Origin of the sequence: Azospirillum agricola, assembly GCF_017876095.1 — a bacterium.
GTDB lineage: Bacteria > Pseudomonadota > Alphaproteobacteria > Azospirillales > Azospirillaceae > Azospirillum > Azospirillum agricola.
Genome location: NZ_JAGINM010000001.1, coordinates 452,374 through 469,996, shown reverse-complemented (window position 1 = coordinate 469,996; position 17,623 = coordinate 452,374). Strand labels below are relative to the sequence as shown.

At 63.3% G+C, this 17,623-nt stretch carries 15 protein-coding genes and 1 pseudogene; 6 read left to right on the top strand and 10 right to left on the bottom strand.

Translation table 11 applies throughout. The features are described from left to right. Position 1: 1 nt before the first annotated feature. Positions 2–862 (bottom strand): helix-turn-helix domain-containing protein, encoded by an 861-nt coding sequence (locus tag J2847_RS02220; RefSeq protein WP_209776652.1) that lies wholly within the window; start codon positions 860–862, stop codon positions 2–4. Positions 863–1,439: 577 nt separating this feature from the next. Here J2847_RS02220 and J2847_RS02215 point away from each other — a divergent pair. After that, entirely contained in the window at positions 1,440–2,135 is a 696-nt protein-coding gene (locus J2847_RS02215; protein WP_209776650.1) for an SLATT domain-containing protein, read from the top strand. A gap of 47 nt (positions 2,136–2,182) precedes the next feature. On the opposite strand, the pseudogene J2847_RS33975 reads toward J2847_RS02215, so the two are convergent. From J2847_RS33975 to J2847_RS02185, 6 genes and pseudogenes are all read right to left on the bottom strand, one after another. Beyond that, positions 2,183–2,663 (bottom strand): annotated as a pseudogene (locus tag J2847_RS33975) (transposase); the annotation flags it as partial. A gap of 80 nt (positions 2,664–2,743) precedes the next feature. Next, positions 2,744–4,420 (bottom strand): DUF262 domain-containing protein, encoded by a 1,677-nt coding sequence (locus J2847_RS02205; RefSeq protein ID WP_233474243.1) that lies wholly within the window; start codon positions 4,418–4,420, stop codon positions 2,744–2,746. A 29-nt stretch (positions 4,421–4,449) separates the two neighbouring features. Next, positions 4,450–5,403, bottom strand: a complete 954-nt coding sequence (locus tag J2847_RS02200; RefSeq protein ID WP_209776646.1) for a hypothetical protein — start codon at positions 5,401–5,403, stop codon at positions 4,450–4,452. A gap of 14 nt (positions 5,404–5,417) precedes the next feature. Continuing rightward, a complete protein-coding gene (locus J2847_RS02195) occupies positions 5,418–6,659 on the bottom strand; it encodes an AAA family ATPase (RefSeq protein WP_209776644.1) in 1,242 nt (413 codons plus the stop codon). A 285-nt stretch (positions 6,660–6,944) separates the two neighbouring features. Beyond that, positions 6,945–7,424: a hypothetical protein gene (locus tag J2847_RS02190; protein WP_209776642.1), complete on the bottom strand. Its 480-nt coding sequence runs from the start codon at positions 7,422–7,424 to the stop codon at positions 6,945–6,947. Beyond that, the gene (locus tag J2847_RS02185; RefSeq protein ID WP_209776641.1) at positions 7,421–7,960 is read right to left on the bottom strand and encodes a hypothetical protein; all 540 of its coding nucleotides are present in this window, start codon (positions 7,958–7,960) and stop codon (positions 7,421–7,423) included. The genes J2847_RS02190 and J2847_RS02185 overlap by 4 nt, the downstream gene beginning before the upstream one ends. Before the next feature lie 99 nt (positions 7,961–8,059). On the opposite strand from J2847_RS02185, the gene J2847_RS02180 reads away from it, so the two are divergent. Next, entirely contained in the window at positions 8,060–8,314 is a 255-nt protein-coding gene (locus J2847_RS02180) for a helix-turn-helix domain-containing protein (protein ID WP_014247113.1), read from the top strand. A gap of 287 nt (positions 8,315–8,601) precedes the next feature. On the opposite strand, the gene zapE is transcribed toward J2847_RS02180, so the two are convergent. Next, the gene (gene zapE, locus J2847_RS02175; RefSeq protein ID WP_209776639.1) at positions 8,602–9,771 is read right to left on the bottom strand and encodes a cell division protein ZapE; all 1,170 of its coding nucleotides are present in this window, start codon (positions 9,769–9,771) and stop codon (positions 8,602–8,604) included. Between the two features lie 235 nt (positions 9,772–10,006). Here zapE and J2847_RS02170 point away from each other — a divergent pair, with 235 nt between their 5' ends. Further along, entirely contained in the window at positions 10,007–12,199 is a 2,193-nt protein-coding gene (locus tag J2847_RS02170; protein WP_209776638.1) for a sensor histidine kinase, read from the top strand. Between the two features lie 36 nt (positions 12,200–12,235). Here J2847_RS02170 and pdxY read toward each other — a convergent pair whose 3' ends face one another. Beyond that, positions 12,236–13,096, bottom strand: a complete 861-nt coding sequence (gene pdxY, locus J2847_RS02165; protein ID WP_209776636.1) for a pyridoxal kinase PdxY — start codon at positions 13,094–13,096, stop codon at positions 12,236–12,238. Between the two features lie 171 nt (positions 13,097–13,267). Here pdxY and J2847_RS02160 point away from each other — a divergent pair, with 171 nt between their 5' ends. The 3 genes from J2847_RS02160 to J2847_RS02150 all read left to right on the top strand — a co-directional run bounded on the left by J2847_RS02160 (position 13,268) and on the right by J2847_RS02150 (position 16,380). After that, a complete protein-coding gene (locus J2847_RS02160; RefSeq protein WP_209776634.1) occupies positions 13,268–15,046 on the top strand; it encodes a tetratricopeptide repeat protein in 1,779 nt (592 codons plus the stop codon). 48 nt (positions 15,047–15,094) lie between these two features. Then, positions 15,095–15,976, top strand: coding sequence for an HpcH/HpaI aldolase/citrate lyase family protein (locus tag J2847_RS02155; protein ID WP_085556456.1), 882 nt, complete (start codon positions 15,095–15,097; stop codon positions 15,974–15,976). Between the two features lie 113 nt (positions 15,977–16,089). Next, complete coding sequence (locus J2847_RS02150) at positions 16,090–16,380, top strand: con-10 family general stress protein (RefSeq protein ID WP_085556455.1); 291 nt, start codon at positions 16,090–16,092, stop codon at positions 16,378–16,380. Between the two features lie 104 nt (positions 16,381–16,484). On the opposite strand, the gene leuB is transcribed toward J2847_RS02150, so the two are convergent. Beyond that, positions 16,485–17,603 carry a 3-isopropylmalate dehydrogenase gene (leuB, locus tag J2847_RS02145; protein WP_209776632.1) on the bottom strand — a complete coding sequence of 373 codons (1,119 nt, stop codon included), beginning with the start codon at positions 17,601–17,603 and terminating at the stop codon, positions 16,485–16,487. Between the last annotated feature and the right edge of the window lie 20 nt (positions 17,604–17,623).

Genomic DNA, 17,623 nt, shown 5'->3' with positions numbered 1-17,623 from the left:
GTCACGCACACTTCGGCGCACCGCCCACCGCCCCTGCATCGCACTGCGGACCAGTCGCACCATCGGATTCGTTTGCGACAGGTTGACAGCCCAGTAGGGCAAGCAGATCTGTCATAGGCCGCGCACCCGTCACCAGTTGCTCGATCTCCTGCTCGGTCAACCGCTCCCGCACGATGTCGCCGACGGGCACCACGCCGGTGAAGCGGGACCTGAATGCGTCTCGGACGATCCGGCGGATTTCCCGTTCCCGCTCGATGCGCCGCTGCGCCTCCCGGCGCTCCTCGGCCGTCCGGCCCCTACCGGGTGGCGCACCACCGCCATGTTCTACATGTCTTGCCGAATCCGGTCTTGTTCTGGGTGACAGCCGCGTCACGGGTGCCGGTGACGCTGCCGACACCCCTCCGGCGTCAGAGCGGTCACCCCCTGCCGCCTTATCCACAGGCGAACTGGTGACGGGGTTGTCACCAGTTCCATGGCGGGAGGAAACACCGCGACGACCGTACTCGCCATAGCGTACGCGCCGCTCATCGGTTCGCGCGACACCGATGGCGCGGCTGGCGGGAAGATCGGCCGGATTGCGGATTACCCGGAACCGTCCCGCTTTGCCTTCCGCATTCACCCGAACGATGCGGCCGCGCTCCTCCAGTTCGCCGAGCCAGCGCTGAAGGCTGCGGCGCGACACCCCTTGCTCATCGGCCAAGCGCCGCAACGAGCGCCGACACAGGCCGGCGCGGTCGGCGTGCCCGCAAAGGAGCGCATAGAGCCAGCGGGCGTCCCGTGAGAGCGTGCAGTCAGTCAGCGCGTCCACTGGCACGATGGCGAACGCGCCGCCACCAGTGATGTCGCTCAGGATACCGGGCATGCGGGGCACCCCAGGAACCTTCGCCGACAGCAATCGCGTCGGGATCGCGTTACAAACCGCCAGCGATTGGAAGGCATGAAACGTCTCGGCAGTTCCCTAAGAGGGCCTTGACTCGAACATCAGCCTTGGAGGATGTCACTTATTCTTAGGAGTATCAAAGCATAGCGCAGTTCTTCGTACTGCAGCGCAAGGGATACGGTTGCCAAATGAAGCGCATCTCTGCTTCCTGGCATTCACATCCCGCCCAAACCAGCGACTCGGACGGAGATCTGCACGTCTGCTGACCGTTTGAGGCTGCGGCCCGTACACGAACTTCCTGACATTCCCCGTGACGGGGGCGAGTCGGATTGCCACCGCCGGGCGACCTGCGCAGCCCACGCATCCTGGCCGTCCTTGAGGATGAGAAGCCGCTGGAATTGACCCGGCGCCGCTTATCACTGCAAGCTGAGTTCGGCGCAGAGTTCTTTCCATTTTTCTTCTTCCAGACTCTGCCTGGGGTAACGGAAGATTTCAGTGGCGGGTGACGGAAAAACGAGGATACAAGAAGGTTGGGGCTATCTTGTCGAAGGAGGAAAGCATGGAAGGCAACATTCAGGCTGAACCTGTTTCTTCAGAAGTGCGCACTCAGAACAAAATTTTAAAAGATGCTATAAAAGATTTTCAGCGTCGCGTCGAAATAACAAGGGATGTCCGATTTCAAAGCAGCTTGCGCTTATCAAAACGACAGAAATGGTCATCTTACGTCGTTTCCTTGCTATCTTTGTATGTAATAGCCATATCGCTCATTCCTAACATTGTTAAGCTCGCACAATATCAAAGTCAGATATTAATGGCATGCTCCATCGTCTTATCAGTTTTCGTTATATTCACCAGCCTTATTGATGGAGCGCAGAATTTTTATTACCAAGGCGAATTGCTTCATCAATCCGCAAGAAAAATAGCGACAATTCACACTGCGCTGAAGTCGATAGACATTGATGCAGACCCTAAAGCTGCTGAGCAAAAATTGGAGAAATTTCTGGATGACTATAGAAGGGCTTTGGAGGAATGTCCAATCAATCACGATAATGTCGATCACATTAAAGAATTGGCCGACGAGCCCGATCTTTTCCCCAAATATTATAGATGGAAATGGCGAATGCCGCTCGTAATGTGGAATAGATCCAAATATTCATGCCTCTCAAATGGCTGGATACTGCCGCACGCCATTGCTGTGACCGTAATTTCCTGGGTTGTATATGTTTTTATTATGTCAAATTCGCAGTTCTTGTGACTTTACGCTGTCGCTATATAGGGACGGTCAGGTATGCGCTCCCGACCATCGGCCGGGGTGATGCGGACCATCAGCAACCGCCCGCCGGTGTCCACCGCGGTGTGGCGCTTGGGCCCGGTGACCGTCTTGCCGGCATCGTGGCCGCGCTCCGCGGCATAGGGCGCCTTCACCGACTGGCTGTCCAGGATCGGGGCGGTCGGGCTCACGGCCCGGCCTTCGATCTCGCGGTCGATTATGAGGGCGAGGTCGTGAATGGTGCGGAACAGCAAAGTGCCGGACCAGAAGGCGGAACCACCAGGAGACCGTCTGCCAGGGCGGGAAGTCCTTGGGCAGCATGCGCCAGTCGCAGCCCGCGCGACCAGGTAGCGGATGACGTTCACGACCTCCCAGAGATCGACGCTGCGCCGCTGGCCGTGCTTGGCGGGGCGCGGCAGCCGGTTCGATCAGGACTCACTCCGTGTCCGTAAAGTCCGTCGGGTACCGCTGCGACTGCCGTTCCTGCCGCGCCTGCTTCGCTCGGCGAGCCTTCGTCCGCGTCGCCTGTCTCCAGCTGCCGCTCGGAAAGCAGGCAAAACTTCATTCCCAAACGGACTCTAAGCAGATAATATCTACTCAGTATCAATAGCAGAGAGCTTAGGCTCCAAATCCGGAGGCGGCACCACGCCTTCACTCTCCATAAACGACTTCTCAATTTGTATCAGGTAGTCGCGACGAGACCTTAGGAATGCATCAGCATCCCCCGACATCAACAGTGGAAACGCGTCATAAGGAATTCCATGACTCTCCAATACATTTCCCCTCACGTCCTCAGGCTTTTCCGCCAGCTTTAGGAGCCAATTCTTTGCTTGGGAACGATCCCTAAGGTCAATTCTCAAGATACGATTAGCTGGGCTCGATGCCAATTCTTTGCTTTTCACCGTTGCGAGTAGCTTGCCAGTTGCATTAGGCCCATGCTCAGCAATACGACGCCATGGCTCAGGGACCTCCGCGCCGTCTAAATGCTTAGGAGCGAGAGAAAGGATAACCAAAAGCAGCGTTCGAGCTCTAGCGCTGCGCATGTCAAATGTAGCTGGGAAAGGCTCCGCAGGTACATCAAGGCGCATGTTTTTGAGCAATGTAGGTTCTGCTATTTGCGACACTTCATCACGGAATTCTGCAACGAGATACCCATCACGAGATGGATTGCTAGATGCAAATCGGGCAGTGAAAGACGACACCCAAAACCACTGCCGTAAGAATTTTAGTTGAGCTTCAGTTGGCGATGCGCATCGCAAAAAGAAGGCACAGAGAACTATTAACTGCATCGCGTATGGAAGGAGTCTATTTGTTTGCACACCAATGCCATGGAGAAACTTAACTGCTCGCTCAAGCGCATCACCAGTCTCGGCAATAACCGCAGGCAAACCTTTTGACAACTCCGCTCTTTTATCCTCGGTAAGTCGCGTCCAATCAGTACGGTAAATATCCTCACCCAAAGCAGTCAGGAACGCACGCAAAACTATTGTTCGGTCAATACCACCGAAATCAAGATCATCTAGACGGTTGATTAGCTCATCTATCTTTTCAGCCAAGTTAAACAATGGCTGGCCATCTTGATTTTCGGCATAGCTTAGCGCCGACACCATCTGGTCGGCAGACATAGTCTGCCCCTTCGAATTAAGCCTAGCAAAGATGTCAACGGCCTGCGAAAGCTTGGTGCTCTTTATCCTAATAACAGGAAGCTTGTATGAGTTAAACGTTCTCGATAGATCCTGAATGGATGCAACAAACGCTCCAGATTCCGGATGGCCACTATCAACAATGCGTCTGCATTCCTCCAAAAACTCTATGGTATCCATTAGCTTCCAAAGCGGAAAATGCCATGCCTGCATCTCCTCTCCTGACTTTGGATGCTCAAAGTTCTTGGTGCGCGCATTAAACCAAATGCGCCAGCGTTCCGGGTCGTCTAGATCGGTTCGGGCAATTTGGTCCCCACGCGGCTTTTGCAGGACGCCAACAAGGGTCGATAGGCGTTGCTGGCCGTCAAGGACGTGCGAAGCAATCCCCTGATTGTTCAACGACACCCAAACTGGCCCAACCCATTCTGTGCTAGCCAAAGGAACGTCGGCCTCCCAAACCAGCAGACTACCAATAGGGTATTGAAGCCGAATGCTGCCAAGAAGATCGATCATCTGATCCCGACGCCAAACGAACGGCCTCTGGAATTTTGGTATACGCACCTTTCCAGCGACAACATCGCGGACTAATTCATGTATAAATACAATCTCTGGCCTGACTTCTGGCATTGTAAATTCGTGATCCATAATCACCTCTCTTACAATTCGCCAACAATCAGCTGCACAAGATGATCAAGATCTCCGCCTTGATCCCGACACCGGAGCGCATCAGCGGAAAGCACATGCCTTTGCTCGCTGAGTGATTCTATCACCCGATTACCAAGCCCCTGTCTCATTGCCGTCCGCTGCACCGGGTCAACAGATGCATACAAGCTTTCCTCTTCCGCTAACAGCTTTTCTTCATGCAAGCCAGACTTTATGGGGGCGTGATCCCGTTGGTCCGTAGTAAGGCGGAGCAGCGCCGAAACAGCAGCCCGATACGCCCGCCTATCAGCCTTTCCGGCCCAGGCACTCAAAACCTCATCAGGAATGTAGTTTTCGATACAGCGCTTTTTAAGGATACAACAGGGAATATCGTATTTCCGGCAAACAGCATCAATGGCATGCGCTTCCTTCGAAACATGACCTGGGTAGCGCCCGTCGCTATCCGTAAAAACAACAATCCGATTCGGCAAGCCATCGGCCGCAGCGAGCGCAACGTACTCCTCAATGAGTTTTGGCAATTCCCCATTGCCACCCGGCCCGTCGCACAAAATGAGATCAGGAACGCCGCTGCCAAGCAAAAGCCTAAGCGATTCTGGAGCAAGTAATTCTAGCGCCGTATCGAGTAACTTCCCGTCGGTAAAGCGGTTCTCTACCAAAACAGCGAGAGGCTTCGAAACGTATCTCGCAGCTTTTTGAGGAGTCAGCGCCCCATTGGCCGGGTCAAGAGAAACAACAACTCGCCGCTTATGAAGATCACCCGACGGGTATGATGCTCGCCTTACAGCTCCTTCGAAAAGCTCCAGAAAGCCACGCCGACCTGCTTTCAACCATTCACTAGCCTCCAGCGTGTCTGGCTCGTAAATTTCCCATATGTGCGCCCCATCTTCTATGCGGTGCACTATACGATCCAGGTAAGTCCATACTTCAGGCGAGGCAACAGCGTCCATGCTAAATACAACCCTCATTCAGCGTTACCCCCAAGCCCCTTCTGGGTGCGAGAAGCTCGGCGGATCGCCTTCACTTCTTCATATCCTTCTGAAAAAATACCTTCTTGCCACCAGCTAAGTTCACCAAGTCTATTAATATTTATCCGCCGAATGCTGCTGTGCCCTTCGGGATGATCCTCAATCCAGTATACGGCTACCAGATTCGGGTCAGCTCCTTCGGCAATCCTCCGACGAATGCGTAGCAACAGATTCTCAGAATGGGTTTCAACAATTACCTGCCCACGCCCAGCTTTAGCTGTGTCTAAAAACAAGTCACCAAGAGGAGCTTGCGCAGCCGTATGGAGATGAAGCTCTGGTTGCTCAATGAGATCAATAAAATATTCATTATCCTCAAGTTGCCGGAGAGATTGCTGGACAATTATCGGAAGAACCTGCTGCATGCCCTGCCCAGCATCTGCCAGATTTACCTCTGACTCACCACGCTTAAGAATACACTCAAAAGCACTGCCGCTTTGGTTGATTGATAGCATCCATTCATCCAGGTTCTTCTGATACCATGAAGCAACCTTGCTAAGAAGAATATCATTATTGGCAATCATACTTGGAGCTCCGCTTCCATCGAAGCCAATTTCGCGAGGCGCACTCATTTCATACACTCGCGCAATTTCTGCGCGATGCGGACCCAAATGCTCTAATCGCCCCTCCAATGCCTGAATACGCTCGCGCCATTCTTCCGCAAAACGCCATTGCTCCCTATCTCCTGCTCCTTTAACCTCTGGAAGCAACCCTCGAAATGGAACCGGGCCAATACCCTCGTAAGTACCGACCGTACCGCGGGATGGAGTCCAAATCAGGGTTACAGCTAGGGGGGATCGAAGAAGAAATTTTGAAACAACATTGTATTCACTAGGGCGACCTTGACCTATGGATGTATCGGAAACGTTCTGAACCGTAGCAGAGAGGTTAAAAATATCACTATCGCATTCAATCGAAATATCAAAAGCAATCGCTCCGTGCGGTAGTTTTTCATGGACAAGATCACGGAAGTTAGCTCCAAAAACCAACCCATCGACATTCAAAGGAAATGAACCACGCAAACGAGCCGATAGCGAACGCAAAAGCAAACGCAATAGACGAAGTCCGGCCGATTTTCCGCTATTGTTTTTTCCAAATATCAGTGTCAGAGGCCTAATCTCAAAGCAGGCCTGCTCCTTGAACGGCTTATACCCTCGACATCCATAGGATATTATCTTCATAAGCTTGGCCTCGTTGAAAGTGGCCGCAGTATACCCTATTTTGGATCTCGGTTCCAAAGGCTGGAGATCCATTGCGCTATGCGCGTTGGAAGAATCGATAGGGGGCAGGAGGAGCCTATGAGGCAAGAGCGCGAGGAAGGGTGTGTTCGCCTGTGTTCGGGCCACCGGCCCTGTACACACATTAAAGTGCTGTAATCTAAGAATAAATCAGCGCTCTGGATACGCCCTTTATCTTGCTATCCCTATCCCGTAATCCCCTATCACCCTTCCATGCGCTGTCAGGAGTTAACGACACCGAGCCGCCTTGGCAATCCGGCGAGCATCGGCCAACACACTCCAGGTAAGCTGCAACTCAGGTTTGGCATCAGCAGAGGGCTCGGTGAAAAGTTGCCCTGGTTCCGCCTGGACCATATGCCAGAGGACCCAAAGGCGAGCCACCAACCCGGCGGCAGTGTGTGCCGGCAGGGCAGCAATGCGCGCTTCGATGTCGCCGAGGCGGGTGCACAGGGCTTCAAGGCGGTCGTCCAGTTCGTCGAGTCCGGCGGCCTTCGTGGCGGCCTTGTAGCGGGCGTAGTCGTCGGGCGGCATCGCGGCGGGGTACGGGTATCGGCCGATCCACTGCGCCTCCTCGGGGGCTGTGGCGCTCTTCAGACAGGCGGTGATCAGGGTTTCGTGGTAGCGCCGCAGGAGCTTCCGGTGCTCTGCCCCGAGCCGGAGTAACTGGGCATCCTTGTTCCACCGGATACGGGCTCTCCGGCGCGTCATGGTCGGCCTGTCGTGATCGCGGGTAGGTCGGGATGGTAAAGGGCGCTCAGCTCATTCAGAGCGCCTTGTACGAGCCGCCAGGAGGGGTCTGCGCGTTCGACTGGGTCGGCGAGTTCGAGGGCCAAGGCCAGCTTGGCGGCGATGCCGGCGCGGGTCTGCGACGGCTGGTCGACAATCCTCCTGATCAGGGTGTCGAGGCTGCGGTCCAGCTCCAGTTGGCGCGTCTCGATGTTCAGAAGGTCGCTGGCTTCGGGGGCGCCCGCCTTCATCGTCTCTTCGAAACGGTTCGCGCTGACCAACTGGAGGAGCACTTGCTCCAGGCGGCTCCACTCGCTGCGTAGAACCTCGGCTTGCACAATGCCGACCTGCCATTCCCGCCAGAGAGGGAGGACGGGATCGGGGTCGGGGTCCGACGGCATGATTGAGGGAGTGAGCACCGAAGAAGCAGCGACGCCGGCCAGCAGCCTGCGGCGGGAAAGCGGAGGAACGTTGGCGGGCGCCCCACGATGGAGGCATGCGCCATGGGCGTCGGCCATGAGATTCCCTTCCACCTCATCCATGACCGTTTTACTATCACGCATGACCGGAATTCGTCAACACAAAACGATCTTACGTGATCAAAAAAGGAAAACGGCATGCTGACGGGGGCACAGATCAGGGCGGCGCGCGCTTTGCTCGACTGGAGGCAGAACCGCTTGGCGGAGGAGTCCGGCGTGTCGGGACCAACGATCCGGCGGATGGAAGGGGCGAAAGGGACGAGCAAAAGCTTGGTCGAGAACGTTGAGGCTGTCCGCCGTGCGCTGGAGGCAGCGGGGGTCGTGTTCCTGGCCGACGGTGAACAGCGTGCCGGCGGCCCCGGCGTGCGCCTGCGCGAACCGGAAGAGACCTGACCGCCCTCCCCATCCTCTTGTTCGACCGGGAACACGACCATCCTCCCGTCCCGACCTGCGATCCGGAGAACCCCGCCCGCAGCGGCGCGCAAGGCTGGCCGTAGGCCACCGCCGGAGGCGGCTTGGCCTTGCGCGGCGCGAGGACGGGGTTAGCCTCGGGAGCAGCGGACGGGCGGCAAAGCGGCCTCTTCAGGCCGGCAGATGCGAAGTTTTCATGGCTGCCCAGCCGCAGGGACATACCCCGTGAGACACAGGTGTGACACCGGCCCACAAGCACTCAGAAAATATCAAGTCAGATGAGGAAGTTGCAGGTAGTCTTCGCTCTGCATCTCCATCAGACGGCTGACGGTCCGCTCGAATTCGAAGGCGTGAGTCCCTTCCGGATAGAGACGCTCGGGCGGCCCCTCGGCGGCGACCACGATGTTGACCTTGTGCTCGTAGAGCGCATCGATCAGCGTCATGAAGCGCTTGGCCTCGTTGCGCAGATCGTCCTTCATCGTCGGAACGTCGTCGATCAGCAGCGTGTGGAAGTGCGTCGCGATCGCCAGATAGTCGGCGGCGCCGAACGGCTTGCCGCAGAGGTCCCAGAAGCAGACCCAGGCAACCCCCTTCGCCGCGCGCTCGATGTCGACCCGGCGCCCCTGCACCAGCAGATGCGTGGCCTCGCCGGGCGTGCCGCCGGTCAGGGTCGCGAAGGTCTCCTTCATCACGCGATCGGAGTCCGGCCCCAGCGGGTGGTGGTAGATCGGCATGCCCTTCAGCCGGTCGAGCCGGTAGTCGGTCGGGCCGTCCAGCGACAGCACGTCCAGCTTCTCCTTCAGCAGCGCGATGAAGGGCAGGAACAGGTCGCGCTGAAGGCCGTCCTTGTAGAGCATGTCCGGCGGCCAGTTCGAGGTTGCCACCACCACCACGCCCAGTTCGAACAGGTGGGTGAACAGGCGGCCGAGGATCATCGCGTCGACGACGTTGGTGACGTGGAATTCGTCGAAGCACAGCAGCCACGCCTCGCCGGCCAGCGCGCGGGCCAGTTCCGGCAGGCTGTCGTCGGCCCCGCCGGCCTTGACCTTGCCGGACTGGCGGTGATCGTGGATGCGCTGGTGGACCTCCAGCATGAACTCATGGAAATGGACGCGCCGCTTCTGCGCCACCGGGGCGGTGTCGAAGAACAGATCCATCAGCATGGATTTGCCGCGCCCGACCCCGCCATACAGGTAGAGCCCCTGCGGCGCCGTGGTCGCGATCTCGGGTGACGGCGCGGCGCGGCGGCGGCCGAGGCCGAACCGCTCCAGCCAGCCGCCGGACGACGCCCTGGCCTCTCCCGCCGGCTGCGGCTGGTAGCCCTTCAGCGCCTGATACAGGCTCTGGAACTTCTCGGCGGCCAGTTCCTGATCGGGATCGGGGCGAAGCGTGCCCGTGCCGCGACGGGCGCGGTAGAGCGGGAGCGGTCCATCGGTCATGGGGAAATCGCGTGGGTCTCGGCTGAAAGGACGTCCCTACCTAACGGATGCCGGAACGCGGGGCAACGTCCGGCGGACGACCGGCAGGAATGCAGCCGCGTCCGGCAAGACCGGGGGGCTCCGCGGGGCCGCGCTCTTTCCCGGATACGGTTAAGCTTTCCTTACGGTTCCTGCTCCGTTAATGAGAGCCCCGCCCTCCACCCGCCCGTCCGCAACCCCGAGGAAGCCTCCCCCCATGGACGCCTCCGGTCCCGACGACAGCCGAGATCGCACGCCCGCCGCCCCGCCGGGTGCCGCGGGCGGCGTGCTCGGATCGGTCCGCTACCTGATGATGGCGTCGGGACTGTCCTTCATCCTGGTGGTCAACGGGCTGATCGGCTACGGCATCCTCCAGGGCCGCGCCGAGGCGCTCGACGCCGGGGAGCGCGCCACCCGCGATCTCGCCCGCATGCTGGAGGCGCAGGCCCTGCGGACCGTCTTCGCCGTCGACCAGCTTCTCGCCGACCTGTCCTTCGCGCTCGACACCCATCCGGAGGGGCGGACCCGCGCCAGCCCGGCGATCCACGAGCATCTGCGCCAGCGCCGCGACGCCTTTTCCCAGGTCGCCGATCTGGTGGTGATCGGACCCGACGGAATCGCCCTGCACCATTCCGCCGACGTGCCGCTTCCAGCCTTTCCGCTGGACGACCGCGCCTATTTCACGGTCCAGCGCGACCGCCCGGACGCCATGGGGCGACCCGGCGGACCGGAGGGCGGGCTGTACGCCGGTCCGCCGATCAAAAGCCGGGTGAAGCCGGGCACCCAGGTCATCCCGTTCAGCCGCCGCTGGACCGCGCCGGCCGGCTCCACCGGCGGCGGAGACCGTTTCGGCGGTGTCATCGCCGCCCTGGTCGATCCGTCGCGGTTGGCGGCGACGCTGGAATCCATGCGCATCGACCGCAAGGGCAGCGTTCTCCTGGCGCTGGCCGACGGGCCGGTGCTGCTGGAGCGCCCCCGGCCGGACCGTCATGCCCCGCTGGCCCGGCTGTCCGACTGGCCTGCCGTCGCCCACGCGCTGGATGGGCGCGACGAGGCGACGCTGCGCGCCGCCGCCCCCGACGGGCGGGACAGCCTGATCAGCGTGCGGCGGATGCAGGGCTATCCCTTCCTCGTCGCGGCGGCCTTGCCACGCGACGACGTGCTCGCCGAATGGCGGCGCGACACGGCGGCCTGGACCGCCATCGGTGCCGCCATGACCCTGGCCATCGCCCTGCTGACCGCCTTCGTCGTCAGCCAGCACGCCCGGCGCGAGCAGGACCAGGCCCGTCTGGCCGCCGCCTCGCGCCGCATCCGCGGCATCCTCGATTCGATGCTGGACGCGGTGGTGACCTTCGACGAGGACGGCCGCATCGCCACCTTCAACCGCGCCGCCGAAACCATGTTCGGCGTGCCCGAGCGCGCCATGGTCGGCCAGCCGATCGAAGCGCTGATCCCCGGCGGTCGCGACGGCGCCAACGACCGCGACCTGACGGCGTTGCGCCGCGACGGCCACGCCTTCCCGGTCGGCTTCACCGTCAGCGAGCTGCGGCTGGGCGGCCCCGCCCAGGCCGCCGAGGCCCCGCGGGTCTTCGTCGGCGTGATCCGCGACATGGCCCGCCGCAAGCAGCAGGAGGCCGAACTGATGGCCTCCAAGACCCAGGCCGAACTGGCCAACCGCGCCAAGAGCGAGTTCCTGGCCAACATGAGCCACGAGCTGCGCACGCCGCTGAACGCCATCATCGGCTTCGCGGAGATCCTGGCCAGCGGCTTCTTCGGCACGCTCGGCGACCGGCAGCAGGCCTGCGTGAAGGACATCCACGACAGCGGCGAGCATCTGCTGGAGATCGTCAACGCTGTGCTCGACATGTCGAAGGTCGAGGCCGGCCAGCTCGAGCTCAGCGAGGAGCCGGTCGAAAGCCACGAGGCGCTGGCCCAGTGCCTGATGATGGTGCGCGACCGCGCCGCCGGCGGCGGGGTGGAGTTGCGCAACCAGGCGGCGGCGGCCGTCGCCACCCTGTGGGTCGACCGCCGGGCCTTCAAGCAGGTGATCCTGAACCTGCTGTCGAACGCGGTGAAATTCACGCCGCGCGGCGGTAGCGTCACCATCGCCGCCGGCCCCGACGAGGGCGGCGGGTTCCAGTTGACGGTGACCGACACCGGCATCGGCATCCCGGAGGATTTCATGCCGGAGCTGTTCCAGCCCTTCCGGCAGGCCGAGAACGCGGCGAACCGCCGCTTCGAGGGAACCGGGCTGGGACTGTCGATCTCCAAGAGCCTGATCGACCTGCATGGCGGGTCGCTGACCTGCCGCAGCCTCGTCGGCATCGGCACCAGCATGACGATCCGGCTGCCCGCCAGCCGCGTGCTGGGCGACGTGACGTCCCTGCCGCGAGCGGCGTCGGCCCCCTAGGCACCACCGCCACCGATCCCGGCCGCGCGCCGTGCCTCAGCGCAGGCGGGTTGCCGTGAATCGCCGGGGCGGGTTCACGAAATCATCCTGGGCGGCGATCAGTTGCAGCTCGCGCGTGCCCAGCCGGCCGGTCGTCTCGAAGATCGCGTAGATGGCCGCCGCCGCCTGCTCCAGCGCCTCGGCCGGGTCGAAGCCCTTCAGGTAGTGGGCGAGGAACAGCGCCGCCACCGCGTCGCCCGAGCCGTTGGGTGCGGGGTCGAGCGCCAGGCGCGGCGTCGCCACCAGCCAGGCGCCGTCGGCGCCGTCCACCAGCATCTCGATGCTTCCGGCGGGCGCCTCGTTCCGGGTCAGGCTGGTGACCATCACCAGGCGCGGGCCACGGGCACGCAGCGCCGCCGTGGCGGCCAGCGCGTCCTCCAGCGTCGCGACGCCGCGGTCGGTCAGATACTCCAGCTCGAACTGGTTCGGCGTCATCAGGTCGGCGGCGGGGACCGCGTGGGCCTTGATGAACTCCGGCAGGCCGGGCCGCACGAAGAAGCCGCGCCCGACATCCCCCATCACCGGGTCGCAGCAATAGACCGCCCTGGGGTTGGCCGCCTTGACCCGCGCCGCCGTCTCGACGATCACCTGACCGAGCCCGACGTCGCCCATGTAGCCGGACAGCACCGCGTCGCAGCGCGGCAGGGCGTCGCGCGCGGCGATGCCGTCGATCACGTCGGCGATGTGCTCCGCCGTGAAGACCTGCCCGGTCCAGGCGCCGTAGCCGGTGTGGTTGGAGAACTGGACGGTGTTCACCGCGACGGCGTCGATCCCCAGCCGCTGCAACGGAAACACGGCGGCACGGTTGCCGACATAGCCGTAGGCGACGTGCGATTGGATGGTCAGGACGGTCTTCATCCGAAAAGCCTATGCGAGTGGTGGCGGGCGGTAAAGCCGACGTTTCGCGCGACTCGCGGGTGGGAAGCCGCATGGCTGCCATGCTCCGGGACGGGACGCGCTCCCGCACGCGCACCGCCACCACGCGCGGCTCCGGTTGGTGACGCAACGCTTTGGGGGTATGATCGCCCCATGGACTCCACGCTCGACACGGCCATCCGCCACCACCAAGCCGGCCGCTACGCCGACGCCGAACCGATCTACCGGACGCTTCTCGACCGGACGCCGGACAACCGCAAGCTGCTCCAGCTTCTCGGCATGCTGCTCTCGCAGACCGGGCGTCATGGCGAGGCCGTCGATCTGTTCCGGCAGCTGATCCGCCTCGATCCGACGGCGGTGGCCGCCTACAGCAACCTCGCCGCCGCCCTGCGCACCGCCAGCCGGGGCGCGGACGCCATCCTCTACCTGCACCGGGCGCTGGCGCTGGACCCGCTGCATCTCGGGTCCTGGTTCAATCTGGCCAACGCCGAGAAGCAGCGCGGCCGGGCCGCCGCCGCCGCCCGCGGCTACGGCCACGCCCTGGTCATCGACCCGCAGCGCGCCGATGCCGCCACCAACCTGGCGCTGCTGCGCGACCAATGGGGGGAACGTCTCGACAAGGCCGTCCGGCTGGCCGCGATGGCGAAGGCCGCGGAAACGGACGCCCGCCTGCACACCGCCGCCGCCCTGGCCCTGTCCGCGGTCGGCGAGGTGGCGGCCACGGAGGCCGCCGCGCGCAGCGCCCTGGCGCTGGACCGGGCCGACCCGGTCGCCAACCGGCTTCTGGCGCGCGCGCTGCTCGACCGCAGCGGCGCCATGGAGATGCGCCCCGGCAGGCCCTTCGCGATCGACCGCGCGCTGGTCGAGGAGGCCATCGCGGCGTTCGGCCGGGCCCTCGCCGTCCATCCCGGCGACGAGGAATCCGAATGGTTGCAAACCGCCGCCGTGGCGACCCTGGTTCAGGTCGGGCAGGCCACCGACGCGGTGCTGGCCGCCGGAGCGCGGACCGCCTGGAACCGTCTGCGCCGCCACCCCAAGGACGTCGCCGCCGCCTCGGTGATCGGGTTCCACGTCTACCGCCGCGAGCGTCTGGATCTCGCCTGTTGGCTCAACCGCCGCTTCCAGCGCCGCTTCACGCCGCAGGAGATCGCACGCGAGCATGAGCTGGGCCTGTGGGCCATGCTGCGGGCGGACGACGCCTTCTTCGAGGCGCTGCCGCCGATCGAGGAGGCGCTCGCCCGCATGGCTCCGCAGGAAGTCATTTGGGCGCCGGAGGCGGGCACGCCGGAACCCTTCGTCATGTTCTCCTGCGACGACGTCTATTACCGGCGCTTCGCCCCGGCGCTTCTGGAATCCCTGGCGCAGCGGATGCCGGGAGCGACCGTCGTCGCCCATGTGATGTCGCCGTCGGCCGACGCCTTGCGGAGTCTGGAGGAGTGGCGGAACGACCCGCGCCTGATCGTCGGCAGCTCCTGCGAGCGGCCGGACACGGCGGACTGGCCCGACATCAAGCGGTTCAGCTATTACGCCGCCGCCCGCTTCATCCGCACCATGCAGTGGCAGCGGCGCCTGGACCGCCCGATGATCGTGATCGACGTGGACGCCACCGTCACGACGGACCTGCGGCGTCTGAAGACCGATCTGGTCGGCCAGGACCTCGGCCTGCTGTTCGACCCGCGCCGACGGGGGCCCGCCCGCGAAGTGACCGTCTGCTTCAACTACTACAACAACACGGCGGCCAGCGCCCGCTACCTCGCGCTCGTGGCCGCCTACATCGCGCATTTCCTGGGTCGGAACGAGGCCTACTGGATGCTGGACCAGACGGCCCATTACGCGGTCTTCGACTGGATGCGGCGGCGCGAGTCGCTCCGCGTCCACCGCTACGACTTCCTCGACTTCCCGCATTGCCATTTCGTCGGCGACAAGCGCTAATCCCGGCGCACGCCCGCGTCCCGCCCACCATCTGTTTTGGAAACCGCCATGGCCATGACCGTCCGCCCGCGCCGCAGCGTGCTCTACATGCCGGGCTCGAACGCCCGCGCCCTGGAAAAGGGGCGCGGCCTGCCGGCCGACGGCCTGATCCTCGACCTGGAGGACGCCGTCGCCCCGGACGCCAAGGCCACGGCCCGCGACACCATCCGGCAGGCCATCGCCGCCGGCGGCTATGGCGGGCGGGAGCTGATCGTCCGCACCAACGGGCTGAACACGCCCTGGGGCTTCGAGGATCTGCGCATGGCCGCGACCTGCGGCGCCGACGCCGTCCTGCTGCCCAAGGTGGAGAGCGCCGACGGCGTCCGGCAGGCCGAGGCGGTGCTGCGCGCCGCCGGGGCTCCGGAAAGCCTGCTGATCTGGTGCATGATGGAGACGCCGCTCGGCATGCTGAACGCGCGGGAGATCGCCGGGGCGTCGCCCGCGCTGGGCGGGCTGGTGCTCGGCACCTCGGATCTCGCCAAGGATCTGCACGCCGCCCACACGCGCGACCGGCTGCCGATGATCACCAGCCTGGGGCTGTGCCTGCTGGCGGCGCGTGCCCACGGGCTGGCCGTGCTGGACGGCGTGCATCTCGACCTGAACGACGACGAGGGCTTCGCCTTCTCCTGCCGGCAGGGCCGCGAGCTTGGCTTCGACGGCAAGACGCTGATCCATCCGAAGACGATCGCCGCCTGCAACGCCGCCTTCGCCCCCGACGCCGACGAGATCGCCCAGGCCCGCCGCATGATCGCCGCCCACGCCGAGGCGGCGGCCCAGGGCAAGGGCGTCATCCTGCTCGACGGCAAGCTGGTGGAGAATCTGCATGTCGAGAACGCCCGCCGGCTGGTCGCGCTGGGCGAGGCCATCGCCGCGCTGGAGGGCGCGGGCTGACGGTTGACGCGCGGCTCGGCTTTTTCACGCGCGATTCGAGATTCTGCGTCTGGACTGGAACCAACCTCCTCTCCGCCCGGTTGTCGCATCAAGGCAAAGGTGGAGGTTGGACAATGGCCTCGAAAGAGAATGGTCGCACATCGGGTCGCGGTTTCGCGTCGATGGATCCGGATCGGCAACGCCAGATCGCCAGCAAGGGCGGTGAAAGCGTTCCGGCGGGCAAGCGCAGCTTTTCCAAGAATCCGGAACTGGCGGCGGAAGCCGGGCGCAAGGGCGGGCGCAGCGTCCCCGCTTCCTCGCGCAGCTTTTCGCGCAACCCCTCGCTGGCGGCGGAAGCCGGCCGCAAGGGCGGGCAGGCAAGCCATGGCGGACGCACGGCGGACCGCCCGGACGGCGCCGACTGAGACGGCCTTCCCGCGATCCTGAGAAGCGACCATGAGAAAGCCCCCGCCCCGGAAACCGGGACGGGGGCTTCTTCACATCGCGCGGACGAGGTGGGGCGTGCCGGTCAGACGGCGGCGGCCTTGTCCAGTTCGCGCAGGATCGAGTCGCCCATGACGGTCGTGGAGCAGCGGGCCATGCCCGGCGCCATGATGTCGGCGGTGCGCATGCCGCCGCCCAGCACATTCTGGATGGCCTTCTCGATCAGGCCGGCCTCGGTGTCCAGGCCGAACGAGTAGCGCAGGCACATCGCGAAGGACAGCAGCGTCGCGCAGGGGTTGGCAAGGTCGCGGCCGGCGATGTCCGGCGCGGAGCCGTGCACCGGCTCGTACAGCGCCTTGCGGTTGCCGTTGGCGTCGGGCGCGCCCAGCGAGGCCGACGGCAGCATGCCGAGCGAGCCGGTCATCATCGCCGCCTCGTCCGACAGGATGTCGCCGAACAGGTTGTCGGTGACGATCACGTCGAACTGCTTGGGGTTCTTCAGGAGCTGCATGGCGCCGTTGTCGGCGTACATGTGGTGCAGCTCGACGTCGGAGAACTCCTCCTGGTGCAGCTTGGTCACTTCCTGGCGCCACAGCAGCCCGGATTCCATGACGTTCGCCTTCTCCATCGAGTGGAGCTTGTTGGAGCGCTTGCGCGCCAGCTCGAACGCCACGCGGGCGACGCGGCGGATCTCCGAGGTCGTGTAGACCTGGGTGTTGACGCCGCGACGCTCGCCGTCGCCGATGTCGGTGATACCGCGCGGCTCACCGAAATAGACGCCGCCGGTCAGCTCGCGCACGATCAGGATGTCGAGCCCGCGGATGACGTCGGCCTTCAGGGTCGAGGCGTCGACCAGCGCGTCGAACACGACGGCCGGGCGCAGGTTGGCGAACAGCCCCAGCTCCTTGCGGAGCGCCAGCAGGCCGGCTTCCGGACGCTTGGTGTAGTCGGTCGGGTTGTCCCACTTCGGACCGCCGACGGCGCCCAGCAGCACCGCGTCGGCGGCCAGCGCCTCGGCCAGAGTCGCGTCGTTGAGGGGGACGCCGTAGGCGTCGATGGCGGCGCCGCCGACCAGACCTTCCGAGACGTCGAAGGTGATCCCGCGCTTGCGGTCCAGCCAGTCGATGACACGGCGGACCTGGCGCATGACCTCCGGACCGATGCCGTCACCGGGGAGGAACAGAAGCTTCTTGTTGGCGGGCATGGCGCACGCACTCCCAAATA